Origin of the sequence: Labilibacter marinus (assembly GCF_001659685.2) — a bacterium.
Lineage (GTDB): Bacteria > Bacteroidota > Bacteroidia > Bacteroidales > Marinilabiliaceae > Saccharicrinis > Saccharicrinis marinus.
The window spans coordinates 73,665-89,992 of sequence record NZ_LXYE02000044.1 but is presented as its reverse complement, the minus strand read 5'-3'; the positions used below and the strand labels follow the sequence as shown (position 1 = coordinate 89,992).

Sequence of the window (16,328 nt, the reverse complement as noted above, 5' to 3'; positions counted from 1 at the left end):
TTAGTGTAATTTGTTCGAGATAATATTGAAAAACTCCGATCGTGTAGCCTGATTATTTAAAAAGGCTCCTGTAAAATCAGATGTAGTAGTTTCCGAATGTTGTTTCTGAACACCTCGCATCTGCATACACATATGCTGCGCTTCAATAACTACAGCCACCCCCAACGGATTTAAAGTGTTCTGAATAGCATCTTTAATTTGTGTAGTTAACCTTTCCTGTACTTGCAGTCTGCGGGCAAAAGCTTCAACCACGCGGGCAATTTTACTTAAGCCAGTAATATGGTGACGTGGAATATAGGCCACATGAGCTTTTCCAAAGAAAGGTAACATGTGGTGTTCACACATAGAGTATAGCTCAATATCTTTTACGATGACCATCTGTTGATAATCCTCTTTAAACATGGCCGATTTAATAATCTCCTCAGGATTCATCTGATAACCCTGTGTTAAAAATTGCATGGCTTTAGCTACACGTAATGGCGTTTTTTCTAAACCTTCACGATTTACATCTTCACCTAGCAATCCAATTATCTCGCTGTAGTTGTTAGATAATTTTTCAGTAGTGGTATCATCATAGCTTTCAACTTTGCTGTATCCACCCTCTCCATTTAAAGTAAAATCCATGTACGGTAATGTTTATGCGCTAAATAATAAGAACGCAAAAGTCAGAAAAAAAAACAGGAAATCAGCTGAAATTTATATTTTTTTCAGAGATAAAGGAGGTGGTGATTTAGTAATCACCAAACTTCTTCTTCATCTTTTCCTCATAAGAGGCTATTAAATATTCCCATTCTGATTGTGAGATATACTGCCTACGTGGTTTCTTTAAGTTGTTAATTTTACTGCGATCAATTTGCTGCGAAATAGCCACATTACTAACTCCTAGTACTTGCGATGGCTGAATCATGGTTTTATATTGTACATCCATCGATCTAGCTTCTAAAAAGTTCTTCTGGTTCATCTCAGCATCCCACTCTTTTATAGGTTGCGTTTTGGCCTGATAAGTCGACGTAGCCACATTGTTTTGAGCTACAATATCATCCTGAGAACTCAACATGGGCATATTACGTGCAATGGCATTCGGGTTCATAATCTGTGGTATAATAACAACCTCAGATAACTCAATGGTATCTCTACTTAAAAATACACCCATTAAAAAATTAGCATTGGCCAGCGAATCATTTACCTGAACATAGAGTGGTTTAAAGCCAACGTAAGAGAAATGAACAACGTCACCATTTTGAGCCCAAAACGAAAATTGTCCTTCTTCGCTAGTGGTAAAATTTAATTTATCATTAATAGAGTATTTTGCATATGGAAGCGAAAATAGGCTATCTCCTTCCATAATAACCCCTCTGAACAAAAGAGAGTCTTTTTGCATCTGTGCCGAAGCCACTGAACAAATGGCTAATAGCAATACCGGAAGTATATGTTTTAATTTCATAACAAGTAGGTTTTAGGGAGTTCTATAAGTAAAACACAGATTACATCATTTTGGTTGAAGGTATGGGAAAAAAGAAGGAGAAACAAAATGTAACTCCTTCTTATGGTCAATTATAACTTGATGATTATATCTTTCAGACTGCGCTTAGGTACATGGTGTACCTCTTTAATATCGCGCCAATATTTATGATCCTTATCTAGTTCTTCAACTACTACTTCTTCCTTAGGTACTCCAATAGCAATAACCTGAATGATCTTATATTGCTGAGGAATATCTAGTTCGCGTTGCATTTGAAGTCGCTCTACAGATCCGATAATGCATCCTCCTAGGCCTTTTTCAACCGCTCCTAACAATATACTTTGGGCGGCAATACCATTGTCGCTAAAAAAGTTAGATGATATAGCAGTATCGTTAAGCATAATAATGTAAGCGGCAGGTTTCTCACCATCTTCTGGCCCGTGCCAGTTGGGTAGATATCCAGCCCAAGATAAATACTTAAACACAATACTGTTTTGCTCAGGACTATTGACCAAAAGGTATTTTAAAGGTTGCGCATTTCTAGCCGAAGGTGAAAGTCGAGCTAATTCAACCAATTCAGAAAGAGTCTCCTGACTCACTTCTTGGTCTTGGTGAAAGCGTCTGTAACTTCGGTTTTTTAAAATCAGATCTTTAAGCATAACTAAGGGGATTTATTATAAATAATTAGATTTTTTTCAAGCTTTGTTAGATTCTGGCACTTACAACATCCCAATCAATCAGCTTCCAAAAGCTAGCGATGTAATCAGGGCGTTTATTTTGGTAATCTAAATAATAAGCATGCTCCCAAACATCACATGTTAAAATAGGAGTAAGGTCATCTGTCATCGGATTACCAGCATTACTTGTCTGCACAATCTTTAATTCGCCATTGCTATCTTTAACTAACCAGGCCCATCCCGAACCGAATAAAGTAGCTGCAGCTTTAGCAAACGTTTCTTTAAACGCTTCAAAGCTTCCAAATGTTTTGGCAATAGCATCAGCTAATGCTCCTTTGGGTTCGCCACCTCCATCAGGAGAGAATGAAGTAAAGTAAAAAGTGTGGTTCCAAACTTGAGCTGCATTATTAAAAATACCGCCATCGGCTTTTTTAATGATAGTCTCTAAATCTGCATTCTCGAATTCTGTACCAACAACCAAGTTGTTTAAGTTGTTCACATAGGCTTGGTGATGTTTGCCATAATGAAAGTCAATGGTGTTTTTTGTGATGGTAGGTTCTAATGCATCAGCGGCATAAGGTAATTGTGGTAATTCAAATTTCATGATAATTTGTTTTAAATAATTGTCTGTATTGCTGTGCACTTTAATCATTAAGAATAAAGAGTACACTATTAACAAATTTAGAAAATACAGGATAAAATCCTACATGTTTTAAGTGTTATTGAATTATTAATTCAAAGAGTTAAATAAATAGAGCTGGACTAATAAGCCTAAATACTAGGAATGTACTTGTTTAAATAAGTTGTTACGATAAGAAAACTTCTTTACTGTGGAGAAGTACCTGCTTGTGAAATAGTAGAGGTAAGGCTCAAGAATATAGTTTGCGTTGAAGCGAGAGTGATTTTTTTTAGAAAAAAAACAGTGAAATGTTTGGAAATATATAAGGAATAGTTATCTTTGTATTAACTCATAGTTTAGGGTTAGGTTTGGTTAAAGATTGAAAGTAGCTGTCATAACGTTTGACGGCTACTTTTTTTTTGTGCATACACGTGGTCTATTGCTTTTAAAGTGTTAGAACCTAAATAGAAAAGAAGTGGAATGATACATGTGGTTTAAACCGTTATTAAACTCGGGAGATTGCCAATGTAATTTATAGGCAATAGATATTCCTTTATAAGTAATGACTGATCCGGCTCTAAAACCATAAACAATTCTTTCCACATCTTCGCCATGAATTACATAGCTTTGTGTTGTATTTGATAACATATTACCTTGAAGCGTTGCGTTATAAGCCACAAATCTGGCATTGGGACTAAAAGTTAAATAAGCTTGAAGTTTTTTGTCCTTTAGATATAGGTCTTCTCCAATAGATTCAAAAAATGAATTGGCATAACCTACTCTATAATTAAAGCCTACTTCTAGGTCGTTATACATGGTGCCAATCCTTGTTTTACCGTACGCCAGTATGTGGCTATAATCATTCTCAAACAACCCTTTTTGCAAAGACATGTTGTAGTTAATAATGGGTACTTCTTTTATCTGATTCTTCCAACCATTAGGAACGTGATTGTCTGTTAGTTCATGGAATTTATATTGAGTTATACCAGCTAAACTACTGGGGCCAATCAAACCTAAATCTAACTCGCTTCTAAATAGATATTTCTTTTCCACATTGGCGTATTTCATAAATGACTTGGCGTATAGTAGTCCTGCATACGGTCGATCGCCATAAAGAATTTCTTCAGGTTTGATATCCAGAGGTGTATGCATTTGTTGATGAAAGGAAAGGCCATAAATAATTTTGGATCGATCTTCAGGCTTAAAGAAAATATAGTTGATGGGGTTTTTCTTTAAAAAAGGAGCGATTAATTCCATATACAAGCCTTGTGTATAATAATAATCGGTTTGAAACATCACATCATTATCCATTGAAAATGTAAATGTGGTGTAATCACTTGGGCTTGGCTCATGCCCCTTATTTTGTGCATAAGATATATTGGCTAAACCAATCCATATTAGAAAAGAGAATAATCTTACCATAAACAATCTTTTAATACAACAAAACAAATAGCTCGCCATGTTTAATGAAAATTTATTATTACGCAGTTAAAGATTGTTAATGTGTGTTTCTAAAAAAAGAGATAACACAAATCATGAACAACATAATTTATTGCGAAGTCGATTCTGTTAGTTTAATGTTAAAATAGCATTGAGGAAGATAAAATATTTTGAATGCATAAGGCTTTAAGGTACATTTGTTAGTGTAATGTGCCTGAGTATGGCATTTATTTTAAACCAGACTGAACTAAACAACTGTCCTTTATGTTTTTATTTCAGCTCTACCATTCTACTTTAAAAAGAAATATTATGAAACATGTTTTTATGTTGCTGACTCTATGCTTGGTAGTTGTACTAAGTTATGGTCAGGAAGCAGAAAAAGAACTTACCAGAAAAGAAAAACGTGCTATGGCACGGGAAGAAAAAAAGAAAGAACAAGAGCTTATTGATAATCAATTGAGGTTGATAACAAAGGTGGCTGTGGATAGTGCTCAATGGGTACTTGAAGCGGATCGTTTATCAGGAAGAAAAGGAGGTACGATAAATGTATCGAGCACGTTAAATTTTATTGCTATTGAGGGCGATAAAGCTTTTGTTCAGCTGGGAAGTAATTCGGGGCTTGGTGCCAATGGAGTAGGGGGAGTTTCTGTACGAGGTAATGTTACTAAGTACGAAGTTGAGTTTAATGAGAAACGAGGTACTTATTATATTGTTGTTATGGTAAGTAGTTCTTTGGGAGTATTTGATATTCGAATGAATTCGAATAGTACTGGGCAAATGGTAGATGCTACTGTGAAGGGAAATAGCAGGCATAGTGTTAGATATACTGGTGCTTTGGTACCTGTTGCTCAATCGAGAGTTTATAAAGGAACGCCAATTTTATAATTTAAATATGAGAATAATGAAAAATGTAACACAATTAGTGTGGTTAGCATTAGTACTAGCCATCATGTCTAGTTGTAGTAAGATGGGAGCAGAGTATGTAGACGAATTAGATGTGACTGTAACCAATTTTGATCCTGAGTTTAATTTCGATCGTGAATTAACCTATGCGATGGACGATACGATAGTTCATATCAAAAATGGAGAAGAAAACGATGATGTTGAAAGAAAATTTGATGATGAAATATTAGAGCAACTGGCAGATCAACTAGAGGCTAAGGGCTATACAAGAGTAGAATTAGATCCTAATGATCCAAGCAATAAACCTGATTTTATTGTTTTGGTATCTGCTATAGTAGATGAAAATTACGGATATTACTGGTGGGGTTATCCAGGTTGGGGTTATTACCCAGGTTGGGGTTATCCTAATTGGGGTTATCCGGGCTACCCAGGTTACCCTTGGTGGGGCTATCCAGTTGCATACGATTATACAACGGGTACCTTGTTGGTGGAGTTTGCTGACTTAATGAATCCTTTACCTATGCCTAACGAACCTAGTAAAGAAATTTACCCAGTTTATTTTAGAGGTGCTGTCAATGGCTTATTAAGAGGTTCTGATTCGTATATCAGCAAACGATTAGAGATAGGAATAGACGATATGTTTAGTCAAGCTCCTTACGAAAATTAATTTGAAATCTATAAACATGAATAATATGAGAACTTTATATATTTCCATTTTTTTGATACTAATGGGAGTTTCTGGAATAGCACAAGAAAAGTATTCAATCATTAGTTATCCAATTGGCTTTGCCATGGGGGATACGAAGGATTTTATTGACCAAACAAGTTTTAGAGGACTAGGAATTGAGGTTGGGCGATTTATTGCAGATGATAAGGCAAGTATTGGGTTTCAGACCAATTTTCAAACCTTTTATAAGGAGCTAGCTAAGGATACCTATCCTATAAAGAATGGAGCGATTACAGGTAAGCAATATAGGTATATTTCGAGTATACCTTTATTAGCAAAAGGATTGTATTATCCAACAGGTCAAGAGTCAAAGGTTATTCCACATGTTGGACTTGGTATGGGTACTTATTATATTGAAAAGGAACGTAACATTGGTTTATATGGTACAAAAACTAGTGTTTGGCATTTTGGTTTAACACCACAAGCAGGTGTTAGTATTCCTATAAATTTTAGAACCAACTTTAATATAAATGCTGAGTACAATATGGCTGTTAAAACCCAAAAGCATGATGCCGAAAGCTGGTTGACACTTTCGTTTGGTTTTAAGTATATTTATTAAGGAAAAGATTAAACTTAGATATTAGGAGTTGGGATTTGTCTCAACTCCTTTTTTTTAGCTTATTTTTTAATAAACGCCTTTGCCATAGGATTAGCGCTTATGCCATGTGCAAACACACTCAATAATATGGTAAAAAAGGTTGTGATAACAATAGTGTTGCCATGCGGTAAGTGTTCCTCTAAAACCATAATAGCAAATACTATACTGGCTAATCCTCTAGGGCCAAACCATGCTGTGAATAACTTGGCGTATGAGCTTACTTTTGCATTAAACAATGAGAGTAATACAGGAACTATTCTTATTATGGTCAGGCTTAGTATCGAATATAAAACAATCTCCCAAGTAAGCAGATGAATAATTCTACCTGTAATAACGCTACCGAATATAACCCATACTATCGCATTAAGGATTTTTCCTATGGCTTCGCTGCCTTCTAAATATTCTACTTTATTCGATTTAAATCGGATGTTAAAAACAATTCCACCAATAAAACAAGCAATAAAACCGCTACCTCCTAAAGTTTGAGCCAATAAAAAAGAACTTAAGGACATTAGTATGATGATGGAGGGTTTCCATGATGACTCGATCCATTCTTTCCTGATCCCTCTTTTTATTAAAATATCACCTATAAAAGCAATGGATGCACCAACTAAAACTCCTATCCCTATTTCTTGCGCAAAAAGACTTAATCCATAACTGAATGAAACAGGATCATTACTACTCATTGAGTGAAACGCCAATAATAGCATTAGGATAGGAACACAAATACCATCGTTGAGGCCACTTTCAACGTTAATTCCTTCTCTAATTTTTGAAGGAACAGACTTGTTTGATACAACAGGCTCTCCTAATGCTGCATCTGTTGGAGCTAAGATAGTACTCAGAATAGCCACTTCAATCCACGAAAAGTCAGGGAATATAATCATACCTATGCCAAAGCCAAGTAAAATGGTAATGGGCAAGCCTATCAATAATAGTTTAGATGGTAAGCCTAACTGATGTTTTAATACTTGTAAATTAGCCTTTGAGGCATCGCTAAATAGTACCAAAGCTAAAGCGAATTCAGCTAATAGTTGATAATTCTCTTGCCCTAGTTCTATTTCGAAAACATGAAAAGCCAGAGGTCCTAATATTAATCCTATCATTAAAAATACGATAGGAGCACTGATAGGATATCTTTCAATTTTTCCTGCGGTTAAGCTATATGCCAAGATGATTAAAAACAGGATGGTAAAGTGCAAATACATAGAATGGTTTGGTGTCTGAGTTTAGTTTATCTTACTTAGATCAAGGTTTTTTAATAATTCTAAAATATGCGTGTCGTTATACGATACTTCATCCGTAATCTGCAATAATTGTTCTGCGGTCATGTGAAGGTATTCATCATGATTACTGATTAAGTAAATACCACTCATCTCCAGAACCCCAGGAGCAATGTTCCATTTATTATTTTCGTCGTAGTACTCAGTTGGTTTATAAACTACCCTTGGTATAGCTGCAAGTATAAAATTTCCATCTTCTTTCCATACGATAAGATTAATGTAGGGATGATCATTCTTAGAGAAATCAACTCCAATTTGTTTTTCTAAAGCATAAAAGGTGTCAGTTAAAGTATCAATCGATGAACTTTTAATAATGATAGGGTTTCTTCCATATGTATCTAGTATACCGATTGATAAATCCGCTTTGCTAACTATTTCTTTAAATGAGGATTTGCTGATGTCGGCAGTTAATGGAACATCGTTTTTGTTTGAAATATAGTGGCAATTAAAATGGTAATTCTTTATGGCTGCGTTTTTGGAACCTTCAATGGCAATTGTTGCATCATTGTTTTCATTTATAATATTTAAAACATGCTTAAGATGTATACCTAAAAATTCACCTCCATGTGTATTCGAAACGAATAGTTCATGTCCCTGAAATAAGGAAATATTGGTTTTGATTAAGGATTGGATAGATTCCTTATTGGAAACTACTAAGGTGCAAAAATCACACTCTTTCTTCGGGTATTCCTGTTTGTTATACCAAGTAAGTTCTTGTGAGTTGGCAATATATTTCAAGTTGAATGATAATTCGCTATTCGAAGTAATGGTGCGTGAGTTGATATTGTTATCCTCCATAGTCTTAAAATTTAAGTTCAGAATTAGTTATTATAGTAGAGTTTTATTTTTGACAATAAATATAAGAATAATACTTATTGATAGATGATCTTATTTAAAACAAAAAAGCCGATTCGAATGTTCGAATCGGCTTTGAAATATATAGATGTTTTATCTTACATCATTCCAGGCATACCTCCGCCCATTCCACCCATCGGTGGAGCTGGCATAGCAGCCTCATCTTCTTGCTCATCTACAATTACACACTCAGTAGTTAAGAACATACCAGCGATAGAAGCAGCGTTTTCAAGAGCAATACGAGTTACTTTTGCAGGATCGATTACACCAGTTGAAAGGAAGTTTTGGTACTCGTCAATACGAGCATTGTAACCGTAGTCTCCTTCTCCTTCTTTTACTTTTTGTACTACAACAGCACCTTCTTTTCCAGCATTTGCTACAATCTGACGTAATGGCTCTTCAATTGCTCTTTTAACAATTTCGATACCTGTATTTTCGTCTTCAGTATCGCCGCTAATACCGTCTAATGCAGCGATAGCACGAATAAGTGCAACACCACCTCCAGGAACAATTCCTTCTTCAACAGCAGCACGAGTAGCACTTAATGCATCATCTACGCGGTCTTTTTTCTCCTTCATTTCCATTTCAGAAGCAGCACCAACGTAAAGTACAGCAACACCACCAGCTAATTTAGCTAAACGCTCTTGTAGCTTTTCTTTATCGTAATCAGAAGTTGTGTTAGCAATTTGAGATTTGATTTGCTCAGTTCTCTCCGTAATTACCTCTTTTGCTCCAGCACCGTTTACAATAGTTGTATTTTCTTTATCCAGTGTTGCTTTTTCAGCCTCACCTAACATCTCTAAAGTAGCTTGTTCTAATGAAAGACCAATTTCTTCAGTAATTAAAGTACCGTTAGTTAAGATAGCAAGATCTTGTAACATCTCTTTTCTTCTATCGCCAAAACCAGGTGCTTTAACAGCAGCTACTTTTAATGAACCACGAAGACGGTTTACAACCAAAGTTGCTAACGCTTCTCCGTCGATATCTTCAGCAATAATTAATAAAGGACGACCTGTTTGAGCAGTTGCTTCAAGTACAGGAAGAAGATCCTTCATGGTAGAGATTTTTTTGTCGTGAATTAAGATATATGGATTATCTAATTCAGCAGCCATTTTCTCTGTATTAGTCACAAAGTAAGGAGAAATATATCCTCTGTCGAATTGCATACCTTCTACTACATCAACAGTCGTTTCAATACCTTTTGCTTCTTCAACAGTAATAACACCTTCTTGACCTACTTTTTGCATAGCTTCTGCAATTAAGCTTCCGATGTTAGCATCGTTGTTTGCAGAAATCTTAGCTACTTGCTCAATTTTCTCGATATGATCACCAATTTCTTGAGACTGAGCAGCAATACTTTCTTTAGCTGCTTTTACAGCTTTATCGATACCAGCTTTAAGCTCCATTGGGTTAGCTCCAGCAGTTACGTTCTTTAATCCAACGCTTACGATAGATTGTGCCAATACGGTAGCAGTAGTTGTTCCGTCACCTGCGTTATCAGCAGTTTTAGAAGCTACTTCTTTTACCATTTGAGCTCCCATATTTGCATAAGGGTCTTTTAACTCAATTTCTTTAGCCACAGAAACACCATCTTTAGTGATAGCTGGAGCACCGAATTTTTTGTCGATGATAACGTTTCTTCCCTTAGGTCCTAAGGTTACTTTAACTGCGTTTGCAAGTTGGTCAATCCCGCTTTTTAATAAGTCGCGAGCTTCAATATCGAATTTAATTTCTTTAGCCATCTTTTAAATACTTAATTGTGATGATAATTATTTAATGAATAATACGTCTGATTGAGAAACTAGTAAGTAATCAACTCCGTCGATGTTTAATTCTGTACCAGCATACTTACCGTAAAGAACAACGTCGCCAGCAGCAACTTCCATTTTCTCATCTGCTTTTTCAGCACCTACTAATACAACTTCTCCTTGAAGAGGCTTTTCTTTTGCTGAATCAGGAATAATGATTCCACTAGCTGTTTTTGTTTCTGCCGCTTGAGGCTTAACCAAAATTTTTCCAGCTAAAATCTTTCCTTGTACTTGTGACATATCTTAAATGATTTAAAAGTTAAACAATTTATTATTGTGCCTTTCTTTTTTCATAAACTGTGCCAATCCTAATATCTGTCTTTTTGAGTGTATTGAACTGACATAATTGCATAGAAGGCATGACATAGGATACTTAGTTAGTGACTAAATGAAGAAACTAACTAGGTGACTATTTGTATTATGTTGATTTGATATCTTGTGCGTAGAAACGAAAAGTGCCGATATGATGACATATCGGCACTTAAATATTTTCGTATAAACGTTGTTTATTCTTGCGTTCCTGCGTTTTCGTCAGTTGCATCTCCACCTGCCGCTGGAAAGCTCGGAAGCTCAGTTTGTACAGGAGCAATCTGGTTTAATTTATCATCAAGTTCAGAGTCGCCTGAAGCAACACCTGGCTTTTCAATAACCATTACTGCAACTAAAGATAATGCTAAAAGACTAGCAGCTAAATACCACGTTGCTTTACCTAAAAAGTCGGTAGTTTTTCTAACCCCCATAATTTGGTTTGATGCTGAAAAATTAGAAGCTAATCCTCCGCCTTTAGAATCTTGAACCAAAACTATTAGTATCAAAGCGATACTTACTACTATTACTAGAACAGATACAACTGAATACATATCTTTTATTTATTTTATTGATTTTCTTTTATTTCCTTAATTCGACGTGCAAAGTAAGCACTTTTTTCAGGATATTTCAAGTGTAATTTTTCAAAAATCGAAATAGCCTTGTTTTTGTTGCCTTGTTTGATGTATATCTCGGCCAATGTTTCGGTTAAAATATCATCTTTAGCACTGGTACTATCACTACTTAAATCAAGCTCTTTTGTCTTTTTAGATGGATTGGCAACCATCTGTGGTTTACTATTCAGGAAATTGTCAATTAAGTCCATTCCTTTCTTAACGGGATCTTTAGCCTCCTCTTTTTTAGCGGGCTGTGTATAATGCATAGCATGTAACCAATCCGAAAATGATTTGGTAGAATTCTCATCTGTATCCTCCTCTTCCTTTAATTCAGGAAGTATGTATGAAGAAGATGTGGTCATTTCATAATCCAGCAAATCAGCGGCAGGTAAAACAATATTCTGAACTTCAGGTTCAGCCTCTTCTTTTTCTTCATCAGGCTTTTTTGCAGTAAAGTTAAATACCTGTCCATCTTCATCTATAAAATCATCCGATGCATCGAGATAATTATCCGTAACCGTAATCGAAGCTTCTTCTGTTTCAGCATTCTCTATTCCTGTATCCTCAGTATTTAATACCTCAGGTGTAGTTTTAAGAGCTTCTGAAGTTTCACTTATCTCTTCTGTTTCAATATTACTTTGAGGAACTATATTATTAATGATTTGAAATAACTTAGTTCTATCTGGAATAAAGGCAGCTGAAGTTTTAAGTTCGCTGTTATATCGGATATGGTCGAGCTTATGCAAGTTTTTTAACCACAGCATTCTACCCATCTGAAAAAATGGATACGCTTCTAGTATCTCCTTCATGCCAGATAGCGTTTCTTCCGAAACAGATTCAGGATTCCTTATTATATCAGCAAATTGAGCTTTATTCATTACAATTGACTACCAGTCTGAAAATGCTTTGTTAAAAATATCCTGCGTTATTTGTTCAATGATTAATTCTGTCAGCTCACTTTCAATTTCATTGATGTTTTGCTCGCTAGGGTAATCTTGGTATGCTTTAAAGGATGATTCCCAGCCTTGCTGAGGATCTTTAAAATTACGATAGGTTACTTTAACAGTTACCGTCAATCGCGTTTCTGCCGAAAGTGCATCCGCTTGAATCGCCATCGGACGAATACTGTATCCTGTTATTTGCCCCGAAAAATCGATATCTCCATTTTCCTCTGTTAGTGCTAATCTGGATTCATTGGTGACTCTATCTTTTAGCGCTTCGGTAAATTCCTGACTTAAAGTTGGATTTATTAAAGGAGCTCTATTTTCAAAATATTGTACGGTAAATGTTTTTAAATTATCAGGAACCGAGGCTCCGTTTAAAGTGAAATTAATGGCACAACTAGACAGTCCAATAAGCAGAACCAGATATATAAGTAAATTCCTCATGTTAATTAGTAATGTTATATTCTTTAATTTTTCGATAAAGTGTACGTTCAGATATCCCCAATTCTTGTGCCGCATATTTACGTTTGCCATTATATTTATCTAAGGCTTTTTTAATTAGCTCAATTTCCTTGTCTTCCAACGATAAGGATTCCTCTACAAATTCTTCGGTATCCTCAATGCTACCATGTATATTATTAGGTGGCGCATTGTTTATAATCACAGGGGCTTCTCCTTGTTGTGGCGCATTAGCCGTAAAATCTGTTTCTTGGTTATATAGTTTTTGAATGATATGGGCATGCTCACCTTGTGCATTGATAGAGCCATCTTGCTGAATCATCTCCAATACCAACTTTTTTAAGTCACCCATGTCCTTTTTCATATCAAAAAGAACTTTGTATAATATTTCGCGCTCATTAGCAAAAGAAGCTTCTCCTCCGGGAGGATTCTCCATAACGGCGGGTAAATTATTTCCTGTGTTAAATGGAATATACCCTGTCATTACTTCGCCGCTGATATCTCGATTTTCTTCGATGACTGAAATCTGCTCTGTAATATTTTTTAACTGACGTATGTTTCCAGGCCAGCGATATCGGTTGATGAGTTCGCGTGCTTCTGGCTGCAACTTAATGGCTGGCATACGATATCTATCAGCAAAATCGTTCGAAAACTTTCTAAATAACAAATAAATATCATCGGCTCTTTCGCGTAAAGGAGGAATATTGATAGGTACACTACTTAATCGATAAAATAAGTCTTCTCTAAACTTACCTTCCTGCGTAGCTTTTTCCATCATTACATTGGTTGCAGCAACCACTCTCACATTGGTTTTTAAAACCTTAGATGAACCTACTTTTATAAACTCGCCAGCTTCTAAAACTCTTAAAAGTCTAACCTGCGTAGAAAGCGGAAGTTCACCTATCTCATCTAAAAATATGGTGCCGTTGTTGGCTTCTTCAAAGTACCCTTTTCTGTCGGATAAGGCTCCTGTAAAGGCTCCTTTTTCGTGACCGAAAAGCTCTGAGTCTATAGTCCCTTCTGGTATTGCACCACAGTTAACAGCTATGTATGGGCCATGTTTGCGAGCACTAAATTGATGAATGATTTTAGGAAACACCTCTTTTCCTGTACCACTCTCACCACTTATTAAAACAGATAAATCGGTAGGGGCTACCTGAACTGCAACATCAATAGCCCTGTTTAAACTATATGAATTACCGATAATCCCAAAGCGTTGTTTTATCTGCTGTATATCCATGATTAATATTTTTGATGTTGTTATTTAATGGTTGACTTTACCAAGAGCCTGAAATATTTTCAGTAAAGCCTGACAAAGTTACAATTCTCAAAACAAAAACAGTGCTAATTAAAGGATCAAATTTTCTAAAAAATATAGATAGTTTGCCAAATACAGTTGCTATATTGGGGGTATGGTTATCTATAAAACTAAAACGTTTTTAGTTTAGACGTAATAAACATGAACTAAGCAACAAACAAATCCTAATTTTATTATGGACACACCTGTATTTGTAAAAAACGATCCGTGGTTACAACCTTTTGAAGAAGCAATCAAAGGACGAATTGATCACTATAACAATAAAGTATCATACCTCAACAATATTTTTGGTGATTTATACCAGATGGCGGGAGGCTATGAATATTATGGCCTGCACGAAGAAAACGACTTTTTTCGCTTAAGAGAATGGGCACCCAATGCTACCCAAATATTTTTAATTGGTGAGTTTAGCGAGTGGAAGTGTGATGATAAGTATAAGTTTAATCAGTTAGACCATGGAAACTGGGAAGTTTTTATTCCTAAAACAGTTTTAAAACATGGTAGCTTATTTAAACTACATATGTTTTGGGAAGGTGGAGACGGTTTGCGTTTACCTTCATATATTAACAGAGTTGTTCAGGATGACGAAACTAAAATATTTAGTGCGCAAGTCTGGAAACCCGAAACGGAATTTAAGTGGGAGGATGAAGGCTTCATTCCTCAGGTAAATCCACTTTTAATTTACGAGGGACATGTAGGGATGTCTTCTGAAGAGGAAAAAGTAAATTCCTATACCGAGTTTAAAAACGACATTCTTCCAAAAATTATAAAAGCAGGATATACTACCATTCAGTTAATGGCCATTCAAGAACATCCTTATTACGGTAGTTTTGGTTATCATGTATCCAACTTTTTTGCAGTTTCTTCACGTTTTGGAACACCAGAAGAATTAAAAGATTTGATTAACGAAGCCCATAAAAATGGGATAGCTGTTATCATGGACATTGTGCATTCGCATGCGGTTAAAAACGAGGTGGAAGGAATTGGCCGTTTCGATGGTACTGCATATCAGTATTTTCATGATGGTGGAAAGGGTGACCATCCAGCTTGGGATAGTAAGTGTTTTAACTATGGCAAAACAGAGGTGCTGCAGTTTTTACTCAGTAACTGCCGTTATTGGATTGAGGAATTTCATTTTGATGGATTCCGTTTTGATGGAGTAACAAGTATGTTATATGTACATCATGGTTTGGAGTATGCTTTTTCTTCGTATGCCGACTATTTTAATGGTACAGAAGATACGGATGCCATGACCTATTTAACATTAGCTAATCAGCTTATCCACCAAATTAATCCGCACGCTATGACTGTTGCCGAGGATATGAGCGGGTTACCAGGTTTAGCCGATACGGTTGAAAATGGAGGTTTGGGTTTTGATTACCGCCTATCCATGGGAGTGCCCGATTTTTGGATAAAGATGATTAAGGAGCGTGCAGATGAAAACTGGAATGTAGGTCAGATTTTTCATGAGCTGTCGCAACATCGCTATGGCGAGAAAACTATTTCGTACGCGGAATCACATGATCAGGCCTTGGTGGGAGATAAAACCATCATTTTCCGATTGGTAGATAAGGAGATGTATGATAAGATGGATTTGGCTTCGGAAAGTTTAGTGATTGATAGAGGGTTGGCTTTGCATAAAATGATTCGTTTGGCCACTTTGTCAACGGCCTATGGTGGATACTTAAATTTTATGGGAAATGAGTTTGGGCATCCAGAATGGATTGATTTTCCGCGCGAAGGAAATGGATGGTCGCATAAATATGCCCGCAGACAATGGAGCTTGATGGATAATCCTGATCTGAAGTTTAAATTTTTGGCAGAATTTGATAAGGTAATGATTAAAGAAGCAAAAGGTGGCTTTCTGCAAAATAACGAGCCTTGCTATGCGATGAACATTAACGAAGCGGATCAAATAATGTGCTTTAAAAGAGGCGAGTATTACTTCGTATTTAATTTTTCGCCTACTAACTCTTACACCGATTATGGTATTTTTACCGATGCAGGACGATATAAAATTGTTTTAAGTACAGATAATACTGCATTTGGGGGCTATAGTAACGTGGATGAATCCATATCGTATTATACGCACCGCATGCCATACAACCAAGATCAATACCAACTTAAGCTTTATCTTCCAGCTCGAACAGCCTTTGTTATGAAAAGGATTCCTCCCAAAAGTGTTCATTAATAGCAATATTGAAAATAAAGAGATTAGAAATAAAAAAAATAAGGGCTTCCAATTGGAAGCCCTTATTTTTTCATACAATTTTATTTAAATAATTAATCACGGACGAAAAATCAATGACTAA

General features: G+C 35.9%; 17 protein-coding genes. 4 read left to right on the top strand and 13 right to left on the bottom strand.

What is annotated here, in order from left to right; translation table 11 throughout:
- The 5 genes from folE to A8L32_RS17980 all read right to left on the bottom strand — a co-directional run bounded on the left by folE (position 1) and on the right by A8L32_RS17980 (position 4,180).
- Positions 1–624, bottom strand: a complete 624-nt coding sequence (gene folE / locus A8L32_RS18000) for a GTP cyclohydrolase I FolE (protein ID WP_066632366.1) — start codon at positions 622–624, stop codon at positions 1–3.
- 106 nt (positions 625–730) lie between these two features.
- Positions 731–1,444 carry a peptidase associated/transthyretin-like domain-containing protein gene (locus A8L32_RS17995; RefSeq protein ID WP_066632364.1) on the bottom strand — a complete coding sequence of 238 codons (714 nt, stop codon included), beginning with the start codon at positions 1,442–1,444 and terminating at the stop codon, positions 731–733.
- Between the two features lie 110 nt (positions 1,445–1,554).
- Positions 1,555–2,121 carry a nitroreductase family protein gene (locus A8L32_RS17990; RefSeq protein WP_066632360.1) on the bottom strand — a complete coding sequence of 189 codons (567 nt, stop codon included), beginning with the start codon at positions 2,119–2,121 and terminating at the stop codon, positions 1,555–1,557.
- A 46-nt stretch (positions 2,122–2,167) separates the two neighbouring features.
- Positions 2,168–2,743, bottom strand: a complete 576-nt coding sequence (locus tag A8L32_RS17985; protein ID WP_066632464.1) for a superoxide dismutase — start codon at positions 2,741–2,743, stop codon at positions 2,168–2,170.
- A gap of 468 nt (positions 2,744–3,211) precedes the next feature.
- On the bottom strand, positions 3,212–4,180 hold the full coding sequence (locus A8L32_RS17980; protein WP_066632359.1) for a lipid A deacylase LpxR family protein: 969 nt from the start codon (positions 4,178–4,180) through the stop codon (positions 3,212–3,214).
- A 327-nt stretch (positions 4,181–4,507) separates the two neighbouring features.
- Here A8L32_RS17980 and A8L32_RS17975 point away from each other — a divergent pair, with 327 nt between their 5' ends.
- The 3 genes from A8L32_RS17975 to A8L32_RS17965 are packed head-to-tail and all read left to right on the top strand — an operon-like array spanning position 4,508 to position 6,387.
- Positions 4,508–5,083 carry a DUF4251 domain-containing protein gene (locus A8L32_RS17975; RefSeq protein ID WP_075591126.1) on the top strand — a complete coding sequence of 192 codons (576 nt, stop codon included), beginning with the start codon at positions 4,508–4,510 and terminating at the stop codon, positions 5,081–5,083.
- 16 nt (positions 5,084–5,099) lie between these two features.
- Entirely contained in the window at positions 5,100–5,768 is a 669-nt protein-coding gene (locus tag A8L32_RS17970; RefSeq protein ID WP_066632356.1) for a DUF4136 domain-containing protein, read from the top strand.
- Positions 5,769–5,793: 25 nt separating this feature from the next.
- Positions 5,794–6,387: a porin family protein gene (locus A8L32_RS17965; RefSeq protein ID WP_075591125.1), complete on the top strand. Its 594-nt coding sequence runs from the start codon at positions 5,794–5,796 to the stop codon at positions 6,385–6,387.
- A 59-nt stretch (positions 6,388–6,446) separates the two neighbouring features.
- Here the strand turns inward: A8L32_RS17965 and A8L32_RS17960 are convergent, their stop codons facing one another.
- The 8 genes from A8L32_RS17960 to A8L32_RS17925 all read right to left on the bottom strand — a co-directional run bounded on the left by A8L32_RS17960 (position 6,447) and on the right by A8L32_RS17925 (position 13,941).
- Complete coding sequence (locus tag A8L32_RS17960; protein WP_066632352.1) at positions 6,447–7,634, bottom strand: cation:proton antiporter; 1,188 nt, start codon at positions 7,632–7,634, stop codon at positions 6,447–6,449.
- A 21-nt stretch (positions 7,635–7,655) separates the two neighbouring features.
- A complete protein-coding gene (locus A8L32_RS17955) occupies positions 7,656–8,507 on the bottom strand; it encodes a DUF4922 domain-containing protein (RefSeq protein ID WP_066632350.1) in 852 nt (283 codons plus the stop codon).
- Between the two features lie 155 nt (positions 8,508–8,662).
- The gene (gene groL, locus A8L32_RS17950) at positions 8,663–10,306 is read right to left on the bottom strand and encodes a chaperonin GroEL (RefSeq protein ID WP_066632343.1); all 1,644 of its coding nucleotides are present in this window, start codon (positions 10,304–10,306) and stop codon (positions 8,663–8,665) included.
- A 27-nt stretch (positions 10,307–10,333) separates the two neighbouring features.
- Entirely contained in the window at positions 10,334–10,612 is a 279-nt protein-coding gene (locus tag A8L32_RS17945) for a co-chaperone GroES (protein WP_066632342.1), read from the bottom strand.
- A gap of 266 nt (positions 10,613–10,878) precedes the next feature.
- On the bottom strand, positions 10,879–11,232 hold the full coding sequence (gene secG / locus A8L32_RS17940) for a preprotein translocase subunit SecG (RefSeq protein ID WP_066632341.1): 354 nt from the start codon (positions 11,230–11,232) through the stop codon (positions 10,879–10,881).
- Between the two features lie 14 nt (positions 11,233–11,246).
- Positions 11,247–12,173: a tetratricopeptide repeat protein gene (locus A8L32_RS17935; protein ID WP_066632340.1), complete on the bottom strand. Its 927-nt coding sequence runs from the start codon at positions 12,171–12,173 to the stop codon at positions 11,247–11,249.
- A 9-nt stretch (positions 12,174–12,182) separates the two neighbouring features.
- Positions 12,183–12,683, bottom strand: a complete 501-nt coding sequence (locus A8L32_RS17930) for an LptE family protein (RefSeq protein WP_066632337.1) — start codon at positions 12,681–12,683, stop codon at positions 12,183–12,185.
- A gap of 1 nt (position 12,684) precedes the next feature.
- Positions 12,685–13,941: a sigma-54 interaction domain-containing protein gene (locus tag A8L32_RS17925; protein ID WP_066632334.1), complete on the bottom strand. Its 1,257-nt coding sequence runs from the start codon at positions 13,939–13,941 to the stop codon at positions 12,685–12,687.
- Between the two features lie 250 nt (positions 13,942–14,191).
- Here A8L32_RS17925 and A8L32_RS17920 point away from each other — a divergent pair, with 250 nt between their 5' ends.
- A complete protein-coding gene (locus A8L32_RS17920) occupies positions 14,192–16,207 on the top strand; it encodes an alpha-amylase family glycosyl hydrolase (RefSeq protein WP_066632332.1) in 2,016 nt (671 codons plus the stop codon).
- The last annotated feature ends 121 nt before the right edge of the window (positions 16,208–16,328 follow it).